The sequence below is a fragment of the Kitasatospora sp. GP30 genome, from assembly GCF_029892145.1.
Classification (GTDB): Bacteria; Actinomycetota; Actinomycetes; order Streptomycetales; family Streptomycetaceae; genus Kitasatospora; species Kitasatospora acidiphila.
Map to the genome: position 1 here is coordinate 1 of NZ_JARZAH010000047.1, position 16,280 is coordinate 16,280.

At 71.2% G+C, this 16,280-nt stretch carries 14 protein-coding genes and 1 pseudogene; 3 read left to right on the top strand and 12 right to left on the bottom strand.

Annotation, left to right across the window (positions count from 1 at the left end):
- Window positions 1–278 precede the first annotated feature (278 nt).
- From P3T35_RS35690 to P3T35_RS35700, 3 genes are all read right to left on the bottom strand, one after another.
- A complete protein-coding gene (locus tag P3T35_RS35690) occupies window positions 279–1,118 on the bottom strand; it encodes a hypothetical protein (RefSeq protein ID WP_101384326.1) in 840 nt (279 codons plus the stop codon).
- A 17-nt stretch (window positions 1,119–1,135) separates the two neighbouring features.
- Window positions 1,136–1,912 carry a papain-like cysteine protease family protein gene (locus tag P3T35_RS35695; RefSeq protein ID WP_280709202.1) on the bottom strand — a complete coding sequence of 259 codons (777 nt, stop codon included), beginning with the start codon at window positions 1,910–1,912 and terminating at the stop codon, window positions 1,136–1,138.
- A gap of 942 nt (window positions 1,913–2,854) precedes the next feature.
- Window positions 2,855–3,742, bottom strand: coding sequence for a hypothetical protein (locus P3T35_RS35700; RefSeq protein ID WP_101385550.1), 888 nt, complete (start codon window positions 3,740–3,742; stop codon window positions 2,855–2,857).
- Between the two features lie 407 nt (window positions 3,743–4,149).
- Between P3T35_RS35700 and P3T35_RS35705 the strand changes: the two genes are divergently transcribed.
- On the top strand, window positions 4,150–4,575 hold the full coding sequence (locus P3T35_RS35705; protein WP_101385551.1) for a carboxymuconolactone decarboxylase family protein: 426 nt from the start codon (window positions 4,150–4,152) through the stop codon (window positions 4,573–4,575).
- Window positions 4,572–4,898, top strand: a complete 327-nt coding sequence (locus P3T35_RS35710; RefSeq protein ID WP_101384327.1) for a nuclear transport factor 2 family protein — start codon at window positions 4,572–4,574, stop codon at window positions 4,896–4,898. The genes P3T35_RS35705 and P3T35_RS35710 overlap by 4 nt, the downstream gene beginning before the upstream one ends.
- Window positions 4,899–5,206: 308 nt before the next feature.
- Here P3T35_RS35710 and P3T35_RS35715 read toward each other — a convergent pair whose 3' ends face one another.
- Both P3T35_RS35715 and P3T35_RS35720 read right to left on the bottom strand, forming a co-directional pair.
- Window positions 5,207–6,433, bottom strand: coding sequence for a SpoIIE family protein phosphatase (locus tag P3T35_RS35715; RefSeq protein WP_101384328.1), 1,227 nt, complete (start codon window positions 6,431–6,433; stop codon window positions 5,207–5,209).
- A 337-nt stretch (window positions 6,434–6,770) separates the two neighbouring features.
- Entirely contained in the window at window positions 6,771–7,043 is a 273-nt protein-coding gene (locus tag P3T35_RS35720; RefSeq protein ID WP_101385552.1) for a hypothetical protein, read from the bottom strand.
- Between the two features lie 804 nt (window positions 7,044–7,847).
- On the opposite strand from P3T35_RS35720, the gene P3T35_RS35725 reads away from it, so the two are divergent.
- Window positions 7,848–8,291 (top strand): universal stress protein, encoded by a 444-nt coding sequence (locus P3T35_RS35725; RefSeq protein WP_101384329.1) that lies wholly within the window; start codon window positions 7,848–7,850, stop codon window positions 8,289–8,291.
- Window positions 8,292–8,298: 7 nt separating this feature from the next.
- Here the strand turns inward: P3T35_RS35725 and P3T35_RS35730 are convergent, their stop codons facing one another.
- The 7 genes and pseudogenes from P3T35_RS35730 to P3T35_RS35760 all read right to left on the bottom strand — a co-directional run bounded on the left by P3T35_RS35730 (window position 8,299) and on the right by P3T35_RS35760 (window position 16,207).
- The gene (locus P3T35_RS35730) at window positions 8,299–8,556 is read right to left on the bottom strand and encodes a hypothetical protein (RefSeq protein WP_143677026.1); all 258 of its coding nucleotides are present in this window, start codon (window positions 8,554–8,556) and stop codon (window positions 8,299–8,301) included.
- Between the two features lie 202 nt (window positions 8,557–8,758).
- Window positions 8,759–8,902 (bottom strand): annotated as a pseudogene (locus tag P3T35_RS35735) (exodeoxyribonuclease III); the annotation flags it as partial.
- Between the two features lie 392 nt (window positions 8,903–9,294).
- Window positions 9,295–10,578 (bottom strand): glycosyltransferase family 4 protein, encoded by a 1,284-nt coding sequence (locus P3T35_RS35740; RefSeq protein ID WP_180356805.1) that lies wholly within the window; start codon window positions 10,576–10,578, stop codon window positions 9,295–9,297.
- Window positions 10,575–11,696, bottom strand: a complete 1,122-nt coding sequence (rfbG, locus tag P3T35_RS35745) for a CDP-glucose 4,6-dehydratase (RefSeq protein WP_180356806.1) — start codon at window positions 11,694–11,696, stop codon at window positions 10,575–10,577. The genes P3T35_RS35740 and rfbG overlap by 4 nt, the downstream gene beginning before the upstream one ends.
- Window positions 11,678–12,478 (bottom strand): sugar phosphate nucleotidyltransferase, encoded by an 801-nt coding sequence (locus tag P3T35_RS35750; RefSeq protein WP_107503380.1) that lies wholly within the window; start codon window positions 12,476–12,478, stop codon window positions 11,678–11,680. The genes rfbG and P3T35_RS35750 overlap by 19 nt, the downstream gene beginning before the upstream one ends.
- A 34-nt stretch (window positions 12,479–12,512) precedes the next feature.
- Window positions 12,513–14,327 carry an ABC transporter ATP-binding protein gene (locus P3T35_RS35755; RefSeq protein WP_218976747.1) on the bottom strand — a complete coding sequence of 605 codons (1,815 nt, stop codon included), beginning with the start codon at window positions 14,325–14,327 and terminating at the stop codon, window positions 12,513–12,515.
- Window positions 14,324–16,207 (bottom strand): ABC transporter ATP-binding protein, encoded by a 1,884-nt coding sequence (locus tag P3T35_RS35760; RefSeq protein WP_218976748.1) that lies wholly within the window; start codon window positions 16,205–16,207, stop codon window positions 14,324–14,326. Before P3T35_RS35760 ends, P3T35_RS35755 begins: the two co-directional genes overlap by 4 nt.
- Between the last annotated feature and the right edge of the window lie 73 nt (window positions 16,208–16,280).

The following is a 16,280-nucleotide window of genomic DNA, read 5'->3' on the forward strand; positions in this document are numbered from 1 at the left end:
AACAACAAACACCCACACACACCACCCCCCTGTTTCGCGCCCGCGGGGGCCCCCCCCCCCCCCCCCCCCCGGGGGGGGGGGGGCCCCCCCCCCCCCCCCCCCCCCACGGCCGTCCGGAACTGATGCTCCGCAGCGAGGAGTTCGCCCTTCTGGCGATCCTCGCCGACTGGCCGCGCGCCCAGCGTCGGGCGCGCCTGGGCAGCAACCTGCGGCAGGGCAACCCCACGTGCCCTGCCGCAGGCGCATACGGATCCCGACTCCGCGTCCGCGCGCGGAATCTACCCCTGCGTCCGGGCGCGGCGCCGACGCAGGGTCAAGGTGCCGCCGGCCAGCGCCAGCGCCGCGGCACCGGAGGCGCCGAGCTCAGCCGTGGACGGCCCCGACTGCTGAGCCTTCCGGGCGGAGGCGAGGCCGTATCCGCCGGCCAGGCCCTTCTGGTCATAGGCCGAGCCCGGCAGCTTGTCGGCGTAGCGCTGGTGCACCAGCTTCTGGTACTCGGCCAGCGGCATGCTCGGGCGGCCGGCGAGCCCGTCCTGCGCCTCGTGGTTCAGCGGCTCGACCTTGCCGTCCGCGAGCACGTACCAGGCGTGGATCTGCGGCTCCGTGAAGACCGTGGTCCCCGGCGTGGCCCGCTTGGCGTAGCCGGTGTCCTCGCTCTGGGAGCGCACTCCGGCCAGCGCCCACGAGCCGGTCCGGTGGCTGAGCAGGACATCGGCGTGGTGGCCGTCCTTGCTGGTCACCGGGCTGGCCAGGAACGCCAGGTGCACGGTGTTGCCCGGCGTCGCCGACGACGTTCCCCGGACGAAGTCGGGCGAGAGCTCGTAGAGCGGGACGGGGGTGTCCATGCTGAACGACTGCCCGGCGACCGGGGATGCGGCCGCCCTGGGTACTGCGGGCGCACCGCCGGCGCCGCCTGCGGCCATCGCGCCGAGGAACTGGGAGACGGTGCTGTGGACGTGGTCGGAGGCCAGTACCTGCTGGGCCCCCGCCAGGTCGGGGACGTCCTGCCCCTGGTCGGCCTGGGCCGCCGGGGACACGACGGCCACGAGCGCTGCCGCGCCGAGGGCCAGCGCGGCCAGCCGGGCCGCTCGCCGAGCGGTACGGATGTTGTTTCGCATTGCGGCTGCGGCCTTCCTCAGTTGTGGATCCCGATCCGGGAGTGGGTCCAGGTGAACGAGTTGTTGCTGACGTAGCTGCTGTAGTCCCACCAGGTGTAGGTCTGGGTGGACGGCCACGGGTCGCCGACGGCGATCATGTTCGAGGACGGGTCGTACCCGTAGACGACGTTCATGTGCCCGCCTCCCGAGGTCCAGCCGATCCGAACCGCGAACGGGCGGCTGTTGGCTATCTCGTCGGCGGTCTCCGCGAAGGTGGCGCTGCGGTTGAGGTCCCTGCCGGTGCTGGCGAAGCCCATCTCCCACAGCGCGCCTGCCATGTCGTCGAGCGTGGCGGGTTGGTCGTTGCAGCTGATGCCGCTGTACTGGTTGGCGAGATTGCAGAAGTCGTACTGGTTGTACTGGTTGTAGCTCCAGTAGTTGGCGATGGTCAGGCCGGAGGCATCCCAGCACCATTCGTCCTGGACCTGCTTCTGCATGGTGATCGGCAGGGAGGACTGGCCGCAGGTGGGCAGGGAGTCGGTGTTCTCCGAGATGAAGGCGTCGGCGATGAAGAAGGAGCCCGACCAGATCCAGCGGGAGTCGTTGTCGACGGTGTCGCCCTGGGTCTGGCACTTCATGTTCACCGTGCTGCCGGGGGACGCCTGCCCCACGAGGGACGCGGACAGGTGTGGAGCGGCGCGTTCGTTGATGTACGAGTAGTTTTCCTGACCGCCTGTCACCGTGCCGGTGGAGTCGGCGAAGGCCGGAGCAGCCGCCCCGAGCCATCCCGCCACGGTCATCAGCCCCGTGGCCACCGCGATAGTCACCCTCCGCCGACGACGGGAGGGAGGAGAACCGTGCATGCAGCACTTCCTTCTCGAACGGACAGGTGGAACGAGCCGGTACGGCAGCAGCCGGGCACCGTGCAGCCGGGGACTCATGCGGAACCAACGCTGGAGGACATGAGTCGGCAGACAGCTGTGCCGCCGGCGCGGCACGGTTGCGTCACTTCTGCGGAGACACCCCGTGGTGGACAGACGAGGCTACGAAATCAGTCTGTGTACGACTTCTTCATGACCATTCCCCCGGGATGCATGGCAAATGGCACCGGCTCGGCACCTGTGATGGGTTGGCTGCCCGCCTGCAGCCCTGATGTGCAGACCGAAGGGCACTGGGTCGAGAGCCTTCGGCGTGCTGATGCGGATCATGTTAGTGACACGTCAAGCCACTTGGTCAAGCCCCTGGAATCACGAATTCCGCCCCGGGTGACAGGTCATCAGTCTTCGATCAGCCAGGCCACAACCACGTGATGACGCCAAGTCGGCTCGCTTGCTCAGCGGCTGGACGCTGCCGCCCGCAAGCGCGCGCATCGAGCATGAATGCCATGGGGGTGCTCTGGCGGCCGCGTTTCGCTCGCCAGTGCACCGCCCTCGGGGCAGGTGTGACATGGCGCCAGGGTCGCGCAGGATCACGGCGGCGAGGATTCGCCATGACCATGATCTCGCGCCAGGGGCATGACATGTGCAATGGTACGTCCGACCGGTCGGTCGGCTTCAGCCGTCCCGCCCGGCCGTCCCATGTGCCAAAGGGGGATTCGTTGTGCTGACAGGTGAGTTCGGCCAGTGCTGGGATCAGCTCGGACCGGGGTACGACCTGGGTGGGGCGGTAGACGGTCTCCAGGAGGGCATGCTTCTTGAGCTGCTCGACACACCACCGTCGGCCAGGGGATGGCGTGACTCGTCAGGCTCCGTGCACAGTCACTCCGTTGCCGGTGCCGGTGCGCGCCCGGCGCCGGCGGCGAAGACGCCCGCGGGGAAGGCCCCGTTGGCCAGGCTCACCGCCGTCAGCTTGCCCGCGAGCTCGGTAAGCCGGGCCACGCCGTCCTCGCCGAGGGCGCGGTAAGGGGACGCGGCCAGGCGGTCGGTGCGATCCTCGATCTGCTGGCGCAGCTGCTCGCCGGCCTCGGTCAGCCGGCCCGCGCCGTCCAGCAGTCCCCGGGAGCGCAGCCGCTCTTCGCCGCCGGCCCACTCGTCCTCGCTCCAGCCGCGGGTGGCCCGCGCCGCCTCGGGCAGGAATCCCTTCCCGGTGGCAGTGTGGCTGATCAACGCCTCCAGCCCGTCCAGCTCGGCGTCCAGCAGCGCGGCCAGGTGCCCGTCGCCCCGGTGCTCGCGCAGCAGGGTGGCCGCGTGCCACAGCGCCGGGGCAGGCTCATCGGGGACCGGCTGGTCCGCGTGCGCCGCGTACAGCGGCCGCCCCGGAGCGGTGCACCCCTCGGCAGCCCGCAGCGCCAGCTCGGCTGCCTCGGCCAGCTCCGCCGACGCCAGCAACTCCGCGCCCAGGGTTCGCTGTTGGGCTGCCGCCACGGCGCGCAGCCTGGCCGCCAGCACGGCTTCGGGAGCGGCGATCTCCCAGAGCGCGGGGACGTGACGGGAGATCAGCGCCTTGTTGTAGTTGTAGAAGGTGCCCGCGACCACTCCGGGCCCGACCCGGCCCATCGCGGCCGCCCGTCCGGCGAAATAGCTCATCGTGCCCGGGGCGAGGCCCAGCGCGGTGAACTCCGCCTCGGCCTCCGGTGCGAAGTAGATCATCGAGTGCAGCGGGTTGAGGACGTTGTGGCAGTGCCTACCGGCGGCGAGTAGCGTCATGCGGCCACCGTACTTGCACCGGTCCCGCACGGTCGCGGCTCAACCCGGGTTGTCTTCACGATGACCCGCGTCATCGAGCGGCCAGACCAACCGAGTTGAGTTCCCGCCATCGGGCCTGATGCGGCGTCGCCCACGGCCTCGGACCGGGCCGGACGCGCGGCGGTCGAGGGGGCGTTCGCCTGGCAGCATTCCAGGCGACTCCGCGTCTGCCGGACCAAGAGGTCACCGAGCTGCCAGGTCGGCCGTCATCGCGGCGGCTTGCCTTAGAGTGCGCTCCAACTCCTATGGTGATCTTGCACCGGGCAGGAGTTGCCTGGTCGGCGGCGGATGTGTCGGGGATCTGACGGGGCGTCGGAGCACGTCTCGATCGAGCAGGTGGAACGGAGTACGGAATGACCGTCGGGGACATGGGAGCGGAGACTCGCCAGGACCGCTTCGAGCGGGGTTCGAGAGTGCTCGGTGCGGTGGACGGCGAGGCCGCTGAGAAGGTCATCGGCTCGCTCGCGGACATCTCGCCGGAGCTGGGCCACCAGGTGGTGGCGTGGGGCTTCGGGGAGATCTACAGCCGACCGGGCCTGGCGCCGCGGGACCGCCAGTTGGTCACACTGGGCATGCTGACGGCGCTCGGCGGGTGCGAGCCCCAGCTGGAGGTGCACGTCAACGCGGCGCTCAACGTGGGGCTGAAGCCGACGGAGATCGTCGAGGCCCTGCTGCACTCGGCGGTGTACTGCGGCTTCCCCAAGGCCCTGAACGCGACGTTCGTGGCGAAGAAGGTCTTCGGCGAGCGCGGGCTGCTGCCCGTCGAAGCGCAACGCGCGGCGAGCCCGGCATGAACGAGAAGACCGCGGTGGTGGACCGCCAGCTGTCCGCTTACAACGCGCACGACCTGACGGCCTTCCTGGCCACGTACGCACCCGAGGTGACGATCGAGCGCCGTGACGGTTCGTCGATGAGCGGCCGCGAGGCGCTGCGTGAGAGCTACGCGGGGATGTTCGCGGCCGGGCGGTGCCGGGCCGAGATCGTCGGACGGCTGGCCGAGGGCGACTGGGTCGTTGACCACGAGATCGCCCACGGGGTGGCTGAGCAGCCGATCCGGGTGTTGGTCGGGTACCGGGTGCGGGACGGGCTGATCGACCTGGTCCGGTTCCTGGGCTGAGCCGTCCCGCAGGTCGGACTCCTCGTTGCCCTGGCCGTCCGCGGTCGCCTGGACCCGTACGGCTTGGCACGGGCTGCGGGGAGGTTGCTGCACGGTCGGGGTCTGCGCGTTCTTGATCTGGACGCCGGCCTCGACAATCGCCGAGCCCGCAGGCCCTCCGGGCCCGTGTCACGGCCCTCACAGACCCGGGCGATACACGGCGTAGCCGATATTGCCGGCGGGGTCTCAAGTCCCCTGTCAGGCAGCGCACGTCACACGTCAACACGTCACACGTGCCGCTGTGGCGGTCACCGGCCGCTCAGGAGCGGCTATAGGCGAATGACGACCAAGGCGGTGTCGTCCGTGGCGCCGGCGACGGGGAGCAGGTCGTGCAGGAGCGCGTCGGCCAGCTGCTCGGGTGCTAGCGCGCGGTGGGCGGCCAGGGAGTGGGCGAGGCGGGCCAGGCCGACATCGATGTCTTCACGACGGCGTTCGATCAGACCGTCGGTGTAGAGAACGAGGGTGTCCCCGCTGGCGAATTCCTGCCGTGCCTGGGGCCGCGACGCGTGCTCGGGCCGGGCGCCCAGAGGTGGGTCGGTGGCCTGGTCCAGAAACGCCACCGCGCCACCCTCGCGCAGCAAGGCCGGCGGGGGATGGCCGGCGCTGCTGTAAGTGAGGGAAAGGGCGGACCAGTCGATGTGCACGGACACCGCGGTGGTCGACTCGGCGCCGTTGACCGATCGGGCGTACAGGCCCAGCGCCTCCAGAGCCTGGGCAGGTCCGGCCGAAACACGGGAGGCGGCGCTGAGCGCGCTGCGCAGCTGGCCCATGACGCCGGCAGCGGCCAGACCGTGGCCCACGACATCGCCCACGGCCACCGCCAATCGCTCGCCGGGGAGCTCGACGAGGTCATACCAGTCCCCGCACACGTTCAGCGCGCCGACGGCCGGCTGGTAGCGCACCGCGGTCCGGTGGTGATCGGCCAGGCGGGGGACGGGCAGCATCGCGTCCTGGAGTGCGAGTGCGACCTCCCGTTCGCGGGCGTGGGCCTGCCGTAGCCGCTCATTCACCTCCTGCAGTTCCCGGGAGCGGGTGTACAGCTCCGCCTCCAGCACCCAGGCACGATCCCCCGCCGCCCGGCCGCGGGCGCGGAGCAGCTCGGTGACCTCCTCCACCCGGTGCACCAGCAGCACGACCCGGCCCTCGGCGTCCAGCACCGGGGCATTGATCGGACTCCAGTACCGCTGCTCCCACTCGCCCGGGCGTTGCAGCGACTCCACGTCGTAGCGCTGCAATGCCATCGTGTCGCGCTCCCCAGTGGCGATGACCCGGCGCAGGGACGCTTCGAGATTGCGGGCTCCCGTGGCGGCGGGATCATTCGGATTGTTCGGGAACACGTCGAAGAGATAGCGGCCGACCAGGTCCTCGCGGGTGCGGCCGGAGTTGCGCAAGTAGTCCGCGTTGGCATTCACGTACACCAGCTCCGGCGTCAGCAGCGCCACCATTCCCGGCAGCGCCTGGAACACCGCCCAGTAGTCGATAGCCGGTTCGTTCATGTCCACACCCAGTCCTCGCATTCCACGCCCCCACCGTCGCACGCCCGGCCCGCGGCGGCCCCTGGTGCAAGTCGGCCTGACGCGCTGCCACCCGAACGAGGTAGTCGCCGGGGTACGGCAGCTTGCCAGGCACGCCAACGCTGGCCTTTCACGAGTTCACAAGTGGCAGTCGCATTGCCGAGGTGGCATTCGTTCAACTTCAACCTGTCGAGAACACCGGCACCAAGCCATGGCCTTGCAAGACCCTCTACGCCGCCTTGGCCGACCGCAGGGCCTCCCCTCAACCGGTCGACAGGACGGCCGCCGGCCCCGCCCGGGTATGGTCATGGGCGCCTCGTCACGGGGTGTCGCCGGCCCAGTCGAACCGGCGCGGATCCCCCTGGCGTGGCTTGTAGCGGGCGCGCCCGCCCGGGCCGTACCGGCCGATCTCCGTCAGCAGCGCCGCCCCGCCGGCCAGTTCCTTCTCGCTCCAGCCGGTGCCCTCCAGGAGAAGGCCGTCGAGCGGGCCTCCGCACAGCTCCCGGTAGTCGTGGCCGGGCTGCGGCCCCGGACCGGGATCGTCGTGGTCGGCTCCGTACACCCGGCCCCGCAGCAGCGCCTCGTCATCCATGAACGCCAGCATCCGTCAGCCGGCGCCGTCGGCTCCGGCGCCCGGACGCGGCGCCGGGGCAGGACAGCGTAGACAATGACACCATCAAGGGTTTGTACCGGGCTGTACGCGCTCGCCGGGACCTGGAAGACGATCGCGGAGAACTTCGCGCAGCATGCCAACGACTGGGTGGCCGACGTCCAGGCGCATGTCAACGGCTCCGGTTGGACGCGGGATGCGGCGGGCGCGGCGAAGGCCAACATCGCGACCTGGGAGCAGCAGCTGAAGAGCACCCAGCAGGAGCTGGAGAACTTTCACACCCAGCTGTGCGCCGCGGCGGACGACTTGTCCGCAGGGTATGTAAGCAAAAGGGGCGCGGAAGGTGCGGGACCAATAGAGTCCGGCGCTCGCCGTGGGCCCCCGGTTGCTCACGCGCGGTGGCCGCCGGGGCAGGCGGTGGTGGTAGGTGGCGATCACCTCGGAGACGGCGGCGAGGTCGCCAATCGGGGAGGCGCCCAGGGCGGCGCCCAGGGCCTGCTCGAACTACTCGCAGTCGCCGGGCAGGCCGTACCGGGGGAGCGCGGTGCGCAGTTCGTGCAGGGTGGCCGGCCTGGCCGGGGCCGGGCTCTGGTGGTCGGGCTGGGTGGGGCACCTGGGGCTTCCCGGTGGTGGCGGCCGCCGTCACGGCGGGCCGCAGGATCGACTGGGGACTGCTGCACGGCCGCCGGATACTGGAAGCAACGGGTAGACGGCCAGGTTCGGTCCGTGCCAGCCGGTTGGCGGCTGGCAGGGGGAGCCTTGAGCGCTGAAGGCTGGTGGGACAAAATGAACGAGCGCACTGGTCCAGAACGCCGGATCGTCGTCGGCGTCGACGGTTCCCCCTCATCGAACCAGGCCCTGCGATGGGCGATCCGCCAGGCGGACCTTACCGGCGCCGCCGTGGACGCCATAGCCTGCTGGCACCCCACGACCGTGTACGACTGGATGCTGCACGCGAAGGACCCCCACCAGGACGCGACCGCCAGGAAGACGCTCGCCGCGACCGTGGCCGACGCTCTCCAGGACGCACCCCCGGTGCAGGTGCGTCAGAGCGCCCTGCCCGGCAAGGCCGCCGAGGTGCTGGTGGAACGGTCCCGCAGCGCGGACCTGCTCGTTGTCGGAAGCCACGGTCATGGCGGCCTTCCCGACACCCGGCTCGGCTCCACCAGCCACAACTGCGTCCAGCACGCCCACTGTCCGGTCGTCGTCGTCCGACCTTCCGAATCCTGAAACCGAGTCAATCCAGGGCGAGGACGAGCAGCAGATCACGGCCGGCAGCGGGTCGGTCAGCAGCCAGACCGACGACGACTGCATCAGCTCGGCCGCGTTGCGCGCCAGCCGCTTCATCTCGTGCACGGCGAGGACGACCGACCTGGTCGAAGGCGGTCTCCTTGATGGCGTTGGCCGGCGCGAGCGCGGCGTCCATCTCGGAGCGCCGGTGAACGCGGGTGGAGATCTTCTCCTGGAATACCTTCGTGCAGTCAGCCTTCTCCAACGCAACGAGCCGGCTGGTGATGAGGCCATAACAACCAGCCGGCGCTCCATATGGGTAGCAATGCCGAGGCACCCTGGGCCTCCGGAGTGCCTCGGCTAATGGCAGCGTGTCAGCGGCTGCCGTGATTCGGGGCTCTGAGGCCCGCGTGCTCCACCAGGGATCCAGGCCCGGGCGCTCCGGTGCCCGGGCCGACTACGCCGGCTCAGGCCTCGTGGTCGAAGTGCGCCGTGACCGGTGCGTGGTCCGACCAGCGTTCGGCGCGGGAGGCGGGGCGTTCGACGTAGGCGCGGGTGCAGGTGCAGGCGAGATTCTGACTTGCCATCAGATAGTCGATCCGCCAGCCTGCGGCGTAGCGCAGACCGAGCGCGAGCGTCGGGTGCCAGGGGAGTCGCCCCCGAACCTCGCAGGCGGCCGTGCTCTGGTCGGCCCGGTCATCGGGAAGTGGCCCTCGAACTCCCGTGCGCGAGGAGGCCTTTCGTGCTTTCCTGAGCTGGTTGCGGGCGGGCGCAGGCGTGGCGGGCGGACCGCTGTACCGTCGTGGCGCCGGCCGACAGTCGGTACGGCGGGTCGAGGCACCAGTACCTCAGCGTGCACCGTGGGCATCCGGTCGAGCGGGTCGGGCACGGGGGTCGGAAGGGCATCGGCGCAGCCGGAGCCGGGCCCGGTCTGACGGCTGCGCACACGGGCGCGCCGTCAGCCGGGGACTGGAGCAAGGTTGGGTACGGACCGCTCTTCTGCTCAGGAGTTGCCTTCTGTGATGAGCCGCAGCCCCAGTGATGACATCTCCCGGCCGAAGCGGTCGTTGGTGAAGTGCTCCATCATCCGCTCGCGGGCCAGAGCGCCGCGCGCCGCGGCTCCCACCGGGTCCTCCAAGGCGAGACGGAGCCTGCCCGCAAGTTTGTCCGGGTTGAGTCGCCTGTTTCCTGACGGACCTTCGACCGACACGGGGTAACCAACCGAGTCGTCCGGCATCAGTTCGCGGAGGGAGTCCACGCTGCTGGCCACCACCGGCCGGCCGAAGGCCATCATCTCGGCGCACACGTAGCAGAACGACTCCCAGAGGCTGGGAACGACCGCGACGTCGGCCACCGACATCCAGCCGAGGGCCTCCTCACGCCTGATGTCGCCGAGGAAGGCGACCTGCTCGGTCAGGCCGAGCTCCGCGGCCCGTTGCCGCAGATGCTCCTCTTCAGGACCGACGCCGACCACTGCGAGCTGCACGAGGGCGGGATCCGAGCCCGGCCGGTGAACGGGCCCCAGGCGGGCCAGTGCTGTCAGCAGCACATCGAAGCCCTTCACGGGAACCAGCCGGCCGCAGGCCACCAGGAGCGGCGCGGCGGGAGTGACAGTGCTCCGGAGGGCGGCACGCCGCTCGAACCGGCCCGGGTCGGCCTCGACGGCGGTGATCTCGGCCGGGTCGACTCCGAGGTGGACCACCGACTGGGTGGCGCTGTCCGCCCCGTAGCGGGTGGTGATGGCATCGCGCAGGGCGTGGCTGATGAAGACCGTGTGGTCGCTGTTGCGCAGGGCCTTCGCCTCGATCGCGAGCAGGTCTGCGCGATCGGCGGTTGTTCCGTTCGTCACCCGGTGGCCGTCACGGTCATAGGGCGTGATCGCCTCGAAGTCCTGGAGCAGGACGTTGACCAACGGTACGGAGTGCTCGCGGGCCAGGAGTCCGGCCTCCGGATAGCAGAACAGGTCGGGCAGGGCGACCAGGTCCGGCGGGCCAACCTCGCTGACGAGCCCCTTGGCGGCCGCGAGGATGCGGTGGTGGGTCCGCAGACTCTGGTCCCGCAGACCCGTCTCGCTGTTGTAGAGGACCCCGGTGCCGGTCCGCAGTACCCGCACGCCGTCCACGCGTTCGTGGATGTCGCCGGTTCCGGTGTGGCACGTGACGACGTGGACCTGCCACCCCTCGGCGGCCAGGCCCTTCGCCAGGCTCCTGGCCACCGTACTGGTCCCGCCGACGGTGAGCGGTGGGTACTCGCGGGAGAAGACGAAGACGCGGCGTGCGGGACTCATGGCTGGTTGCCTCCGGCGGGGTCGGCCAGGTCTTGGGCGTGTGCGAGGTACCGGTCGATCTGGGCGAGAGTGGCCAGGTCGGGGCCCGCGCCGCGTTCGACCATGCGGTGCCATTCGACGATCGCTGCCGCGGCCTCGTCCAGACCGAGGCGGTGCTCCCACCCGAGTTCGGCCGCGGCTCGGCGACCGTCCAGGCGGAGCACCGTTTCCTCGGTGAACCCGGGATCGGGTCGGGTCAGGAAGGCGGGGCCGGGCGGCTCGGTGGCCCGCTGCCCGGTGCGCGCCCAGTGGGCGGCGAGCGCGGCGACGAGTTCCCGGACGGTGGCACCATCGCCGGGAGGGGCGAAGTTGAACACGCGGCCGGCGGGCACCCGGTCGGCGGCGAGCGCGTCGGCGAGGCGCAGCAGACCAGCTGTGACGTCGAGGACGTGCTGCCAGGGCCGCACGCCGGACGCGTTGCGCAGCTCGATCGGCGCCTCGGCGGCCAGGGCCGCGATCGTGTCGGGCACCAGCCGGTGCGCGGCGTGGTCGCCACCGCCGATCACGTTGCCGAACCGCACGGAGGCGGCACGGGGCCCCTGGCGGTCGAAGAGCGCCGTGTACCCCTCGAAGACGATCTCCGCCGCCGCCTTGGAGACGCTGTAGGGACAGCCTCCGCCGATCTCGTCGGTCTCCCGGTAGGGCCAGGGCCATCCGAAGTTGCGGTAGCACTTGTCCGAGGTCACGTGGACGAGCACGCCGGGCCGGGCGTGGCGGGCGGCTTCCAGTACGTTGACGGATCCGCCGATGTTGGTGCTCAGCGTGGTCCGCGGATCCTCCAACCCGGCCCGGACCAGGGGTTGGGCCGCCAGGTGGAAGACGCAGTCGTAGGGGGCGCCGCTCATCACCCGGTGCACGGCGTCGTAGTCCCGGATGTCCGCGACGTGGCTCGTGACGCCGTGACGTGCCAGCCAGCCGTCGCGCGCGCGGGTCGCCGAGTCGGCGCTGAGGGCGATCCCCTCGACCTCGGCCCCGAGTCGACGCAGCGTCAGGGCAAGCCAGGAGCCGACGAATCCGCTGTGACCCGTGATCAGGATCCGGCGGTCGCGCCAGGATCCGTTCAGTTGGGAGTCGGCCACGGGAAGTCCTCTCGCACGATGAGGTCCTCGACCTCGGTGAAGTCCTTGTAGGTGTCGAGGGGGTGCCAACGGCCCTCGTGGATGACCGCCCGGACCTGGCCGTTGGCGGCCAACCGGGGCAGGACGGCGTCCTCGAGCTCCCCGCACGGTTCGGCCAGCTCCTCGAAGACGGCCGGGGTGCACAGGAAGTAGCCGGCGGAGATCAGTTCGGGGCGCAGGGGCTTCTCCTCGAAGGAGGTGACCATCGAGTCCGGTCCGACGGTCAGCTCGCCGTAGCGTGCCCTGACCCGGGTCGCGGCCATCACGACCATGGCACGGGTGCTTCGCTGCACGGTGAGCAGCGTGCCCAAGTCGAAGTCGGAGAGGACGTCGGCGTACCCCAGGAAGAAGGAGCGCTCACCGATGTGGGATCGCGCGTCCCGCAGGCGCCGGGACTTCTCCGCCAGCGGGCCGCTGTCGACCAGCGTCACCTGGACGGTGCTGCTGAACCGCGTCCAGCCCGGCCCCGACTCCACCGCCTGCGCGGGGACACCGAACTCGGTGAGGAGGGCGCGGCAGACCGCGTCCGAGCCGTACCCCACGCAGAGCACGAACTCGCTCAGGCCGAAGGCCCGGTAGTAGTCGATGACGTGGAGCAGGAGGGTGCGTCCGTCCGGCAAGGGGCGCAGCGGTTTCGGGGTGTGGTCGTCGTGGGTGCGCTGGCGCAGGCCGAGGCCTCCGCACAACAGCAGGACCGGTGGGCGGTCGCTCGTCCTCGTCGCGGGCCCCAGTATGGCCGTCATGAGATCTTCCCGTTCTCGTTGGTGCCGGTCCCGCCTATCGCAGGCCGGTGCGGTAGGCCTCCGCCTGGATCCCGTACAGCTGTGCGTAGTGCCCACCCAGCGCGATCAGTTCGTCGTGCGTGCCGAACTCCGTGGCGCGGGCGCCGTTCAGCACCAGGATGAGGTCGGCTGCCCGGACCGTGGAGAAGCGGTGCGACACCAGCAGGGTCACTCCGCCCGTACCGGAGCGGGTTCCGGCGCGAGCGTGCATGGTGTAGCGGTCGAAGAGCGCGTGCTCGGTCTCGGCGTCGACCGCGGACGTCGGTTCGTCCAGGACGGTGAGGAGCGGCTGATCGCGCATGAACCCCCGGGCGAGGGCGACGCGCTGCCACTGGCCGTGCGAGAGGTCCACTCCCTGCGGCCAGCCGGCGCCCAGCTGGGTGTGCACTCCTTCGGGCAGCGCCCGCACGATGTCGCTCGCCCCGGCCTTCTCCAGCGCCGTGCCGATGGCGTCCGGATCGTCCGCACGCGGCAGGTCGCCTATCCCGACCGAGAGCCGCAGTCGGAACTCGAACACGAAGAAGTCCTGGAAGGTCCCGGTCACCCGGCGGCGCCATGACACCGGGTCGGTGCGCGCGAGGTCCTGACCGTCCAGTGTGACGCGCCCGGAGGTGGGTGTGTACAGGCCGCACAGCAGTTTCACCAGGCTCGACTTGCCCGCGCCGTTCTCACCCACGACGGCGACCACTGCTCCGGCCGGGAGCAGGAGACTGACCTCGTCGAGGATCAGGCGGTCCGTCCCCGGGTAGGCGAAACTGACCGCGTCGAGCCGGATGCCCTCGGAGAGGCGCTCCGGCGCGGACCGGTCGGCTGCCACCAGGCGCTTCGCGGCGTAGTCCTCCAGCCAGGCCAGCTTGCGCGAGCAGTCCAGCCAGATGGTCTGGAAGAAGTGGATCTGAGTGATCGTCTGGCCGATGTAGCCGGAGAGCCGGCTGCCCGCGGCGAGGACGAGCAGCACGGCACCCGTGCGGTTCGCGGAGTGCGCCGTGGTGTAGGCCACGGCTGCGATGAACGCCGCCCCGAACAGGGCCTGCGCGCCGGTCTGCCACGCCGTGCTGATCCAGCGGGCCCGGGCGAGCGGCCGGTGGCGCTGCTCCCACGCCCGGTGCCGCAGGCGCCGGACGAGCGGACCGGTGCGGGCGACCCGCAGTTCCTTCCCCGCCGCCGCGGAGGTGGCCAGCAGGAACAGGTGGCGGGCGAGCCGGTCGTGCCGTGCGCCGGCCTCCTCCACCCGCTTCTCCACCGCGGCGCGGCGGCCCGAGACGAGGACCGTCGGCAGCGGGAAGAGCCCGAGCAGTACCAGGAGGGGGTTCACCGAGGCCAGCAGGCCGAGGGTGATTGCCGCCCTGAGGAGGACACCGATGAGGGTGAACAGGTGCCGGTACAGGTCGCTCAGCGCCGAGGCGTGGTCGCGCAGCACGGACATGCGGTCGAGCTGGGCGGGCCGTTCGTGGTGCTCGATGGTGGCCACGCCCGCCTGCAACCCGGCGATGTGCGACTCGACGACCACGGCGGCCCGGTCCGCGAAGCGCTGGTTCACCCGGGCGCTCACCGTCTGCAGCAGCCAGTTCCCCGCCGCCATCGCCGCGAGGATCCCCGAACTGGCAGCGATCCCGGTATCATTTTCGGCGATCACCGCAGTGGCGAATGCGGTGAGCCCCCAGGCGAACATCGCGTCCGGCACGGCGCTGAGCACCTCGGCGCAGAAGGCCGCGGCGATCATCGCCGGACTGGAGCGCCAGCCCATGCGCAGGGAGCGTCCCAGGGATCGCCATGCTCCGGGGAGCGGATCGAGTTCGTCGGTGGTCACGGCCGGCCCTCCTCTGCGCGGTCGTCCTGAGCGGACCCGGCCGACCGTGCCGCCAGCGCCAAGTCGTCCTCCGGCTCGGCACCGGTCGCCGTCGACTCGTCGAACCGGGAGGCCTGGAGGGTGTAGAGGTCGTGATAGCGGCCGCGCGCGGCCATCAGTTCGGCGTGGGTGCCGAGTTCGACGATCCGGCCCTGCTCGAGCACGCAGATCCGGTCGGCCTGGCGCACGGTGGAGAACCTGTGCGAGATCAGCAGGGTCGTCACACCGCGGGTGGCACGCAGGAGGCGCCCGAAGATCTCGGCCTCGGCGCGCACGTCGAGTTGCGCGGTGGGCTCGTCCAGGATCACCAGACCGGCCCCGGACCGCACCGCGGCCAGCGCCCGGGCGATGGCCACGCGCTGCCACTGGCCGCCCGACAAGTCGGTGCCCCCCTCGTACTCGCGGGCGAGGACGGTGTCGAGCGGCGCGAGCCCGACCCCGCCGGCCTCCCGCAGGGCGGCCTCGATGACCTCGTCACTCGCTCCGTTCGGAGCGACGTTGTCCCGCAGTGGCAGGTGGTAGCGGAGGAAGTCCTGGAACACCGCCGCGACTTGCCCGCGCCAGGCCTCCAGGTCGAACTCACGCAGATCGGTGCCGTCCACCTCGATGGCGCCGTCCGTGGGGTCGTGGAGCCGGCAGAGCAGCTTCGCCAGCGTGGTCTTGCCCGCCCCGTTGACGCCGACCACGGCGAGTGAGGTCCCCGCTTCGATGGTCAGGTCGACCCCGTCGAGGACCGGGCCCGCGCTGCCGGGGTAGCGGAACTTGACCCCGCGCAGCCGGATCCGGGAGGCGGGCAGGCCGTCCGCCGGGCGCGTGCCCGACGGCAGTCGGCCGGCGTCTCCCATGGAATCCCGCAGGGCCAGGGCGGTGGCGACCGACTCGGCGGTGGGCGGCAGGGCCCAGTTGATGCCGCCGAAGGCCACGGCGGAGACCCCGAGGGCGGCCTGGGCGAACATCGCAGCCCGGCCGACGGACAACCCGCCGGCGGCCGCCTGCTGGGCCAGTGACCAGAACATCAGCCCATTGGCAGCCAAGAGGACGAGCACCGCCCAGCGCAGCGGCCTGCGCCGCAGCCGGGTCGCCTGCCACCGCAGCTCGCCGAGCTTGCGGCGCTCCGCGGTGAACCGGGCCACGGTCCACTCGCTCAGGCCGAAGATCCGCAGTTCCTTGGCGGCCGGCGCGGCCACCGCGAGGCGGTAGGAGTAGTCCGCGTCGCGTTGCGCCGCGAGCACCTCGGCCTCGGTCCGGTCCCAGGAACCGCTCTCCCGCAGCAACCAGTGCGTCGACAGCCAGGCGCCGGTCAGCAGCAGGGCGGCCCACCAGCTGTAGTCGAGCAGGACCACCGCCTGCGCCAGCCCGGCGGCCGCCTCGACCAGGCCGCCGGAGATCAACCCGATCGCGATGGTCATCGGAGGGCCGGACATCCCTTGGTCGAAGTCCTTGGCGAGCGCGAGGCGTTCGGCGAGCTCCCGGGACTCCAGGTGGGCGAGGGCGGGTGGCTCGGTCGAGGCGCGTGCCAAGACGTCCTGCAAGCGATCGGAGAGTCGTTCGCCGAGGCTGCTGCTCACCTGGGCGTGCACCGGAGCGAGCAACTGGATGAGCACGAACGCGACGCCGACCGCCACCAGCGGGCCCACGTACGACCGGTCGGCGTCGAGTGCCCCGACCAGCCCGCCGGTCAGGACCGTGAGGACCGCCGGCAGCGCGCCGCGACCGGCGATCAGGCACCACCAGGCGATGCCCAGGCGGAGGTCGGTCCGGGTGAGGAAGGCGAAGAGGACGAGCTCCTGCCGGCGTCGGATCGCGGCGATCACCGCTGCCTCGCGGTGAATGGGGTGCACATGCGGTTCGTCGGTTCCTGTCTGGGGAGGAGACGGCCGGGACGGGTGCCGGGCAGCGCGGGGGCCGCCCGGG

Excerpts from the sequence above, each read along its gene's own strand:
- P3T35_RS35700 (WP_101385550.1), bottom strand. The coding sequence starts at position 3,742 with ATGACGCTACTCGCCGCCGGTAGGCACTGCCACAACGTCCTCAACCCG.
- P3T35_RS35725 (WP_101384329.1), top strand. The coding sequence starts at position 7,848 with ATGAACGAGCGCACTGGTCCAGAACGCCGGATCGTCGTCGGCGTCGAC.
- P3T35_RS35715 (WP_101384328.1), bottom strand. The coding sequence starts at position 6,433 with ATGAACGAACCGGCTATCGACTACTGGGCGGTGTTCCAGGCGCTGCCG.
- P3T35_RS35750 (WP_107503380.1), bottom strand. The coding sequence starts at position 12,478 with ATGACGGCCATACTGGGGCCCGCGACGAGGACGAGCGACCGCCCACCG.
- P3T35_RS35705 (WP_101385551.1), top strand. The coding sequence starts at position 4,150 with ATGGGAGCGGAGACTCGCCAGGACCGCTTCGAGCGGGGTTCGAGAGTG.
- P3T35_RS35720 (WP_101385552.1), bottom strand. The coding sequence starts at position 7,043 with ATGGATGACGAGGCGCTGCTGCGGGGCCGGGTGTACGGAGCCGACCAC.
- P3T35_RS35740 (WP_180356805.1), bottom strand. The coding sequence starts at position 10,578 with ATGAGTCCCGCACGCCGCGTCTTCGTCTTCTCCCGCGAGTACCCACCG.
- P3T35_RS35710 (WP_101384327.1), top strand. The coding sequence starts at position 4,572 with ATGAACGAGAAGACCGCGGTGGTGGACCGCCAGCTGTCCGCTTACAAC.
- P3T35_RS35690 (WP_101384326.1), bottom strand. The coding sequence starts at position 1,118 with ATGCGAAACAACATCCGTACCGCTCGGCGAGCGGCCCGGCTGGCCGCG.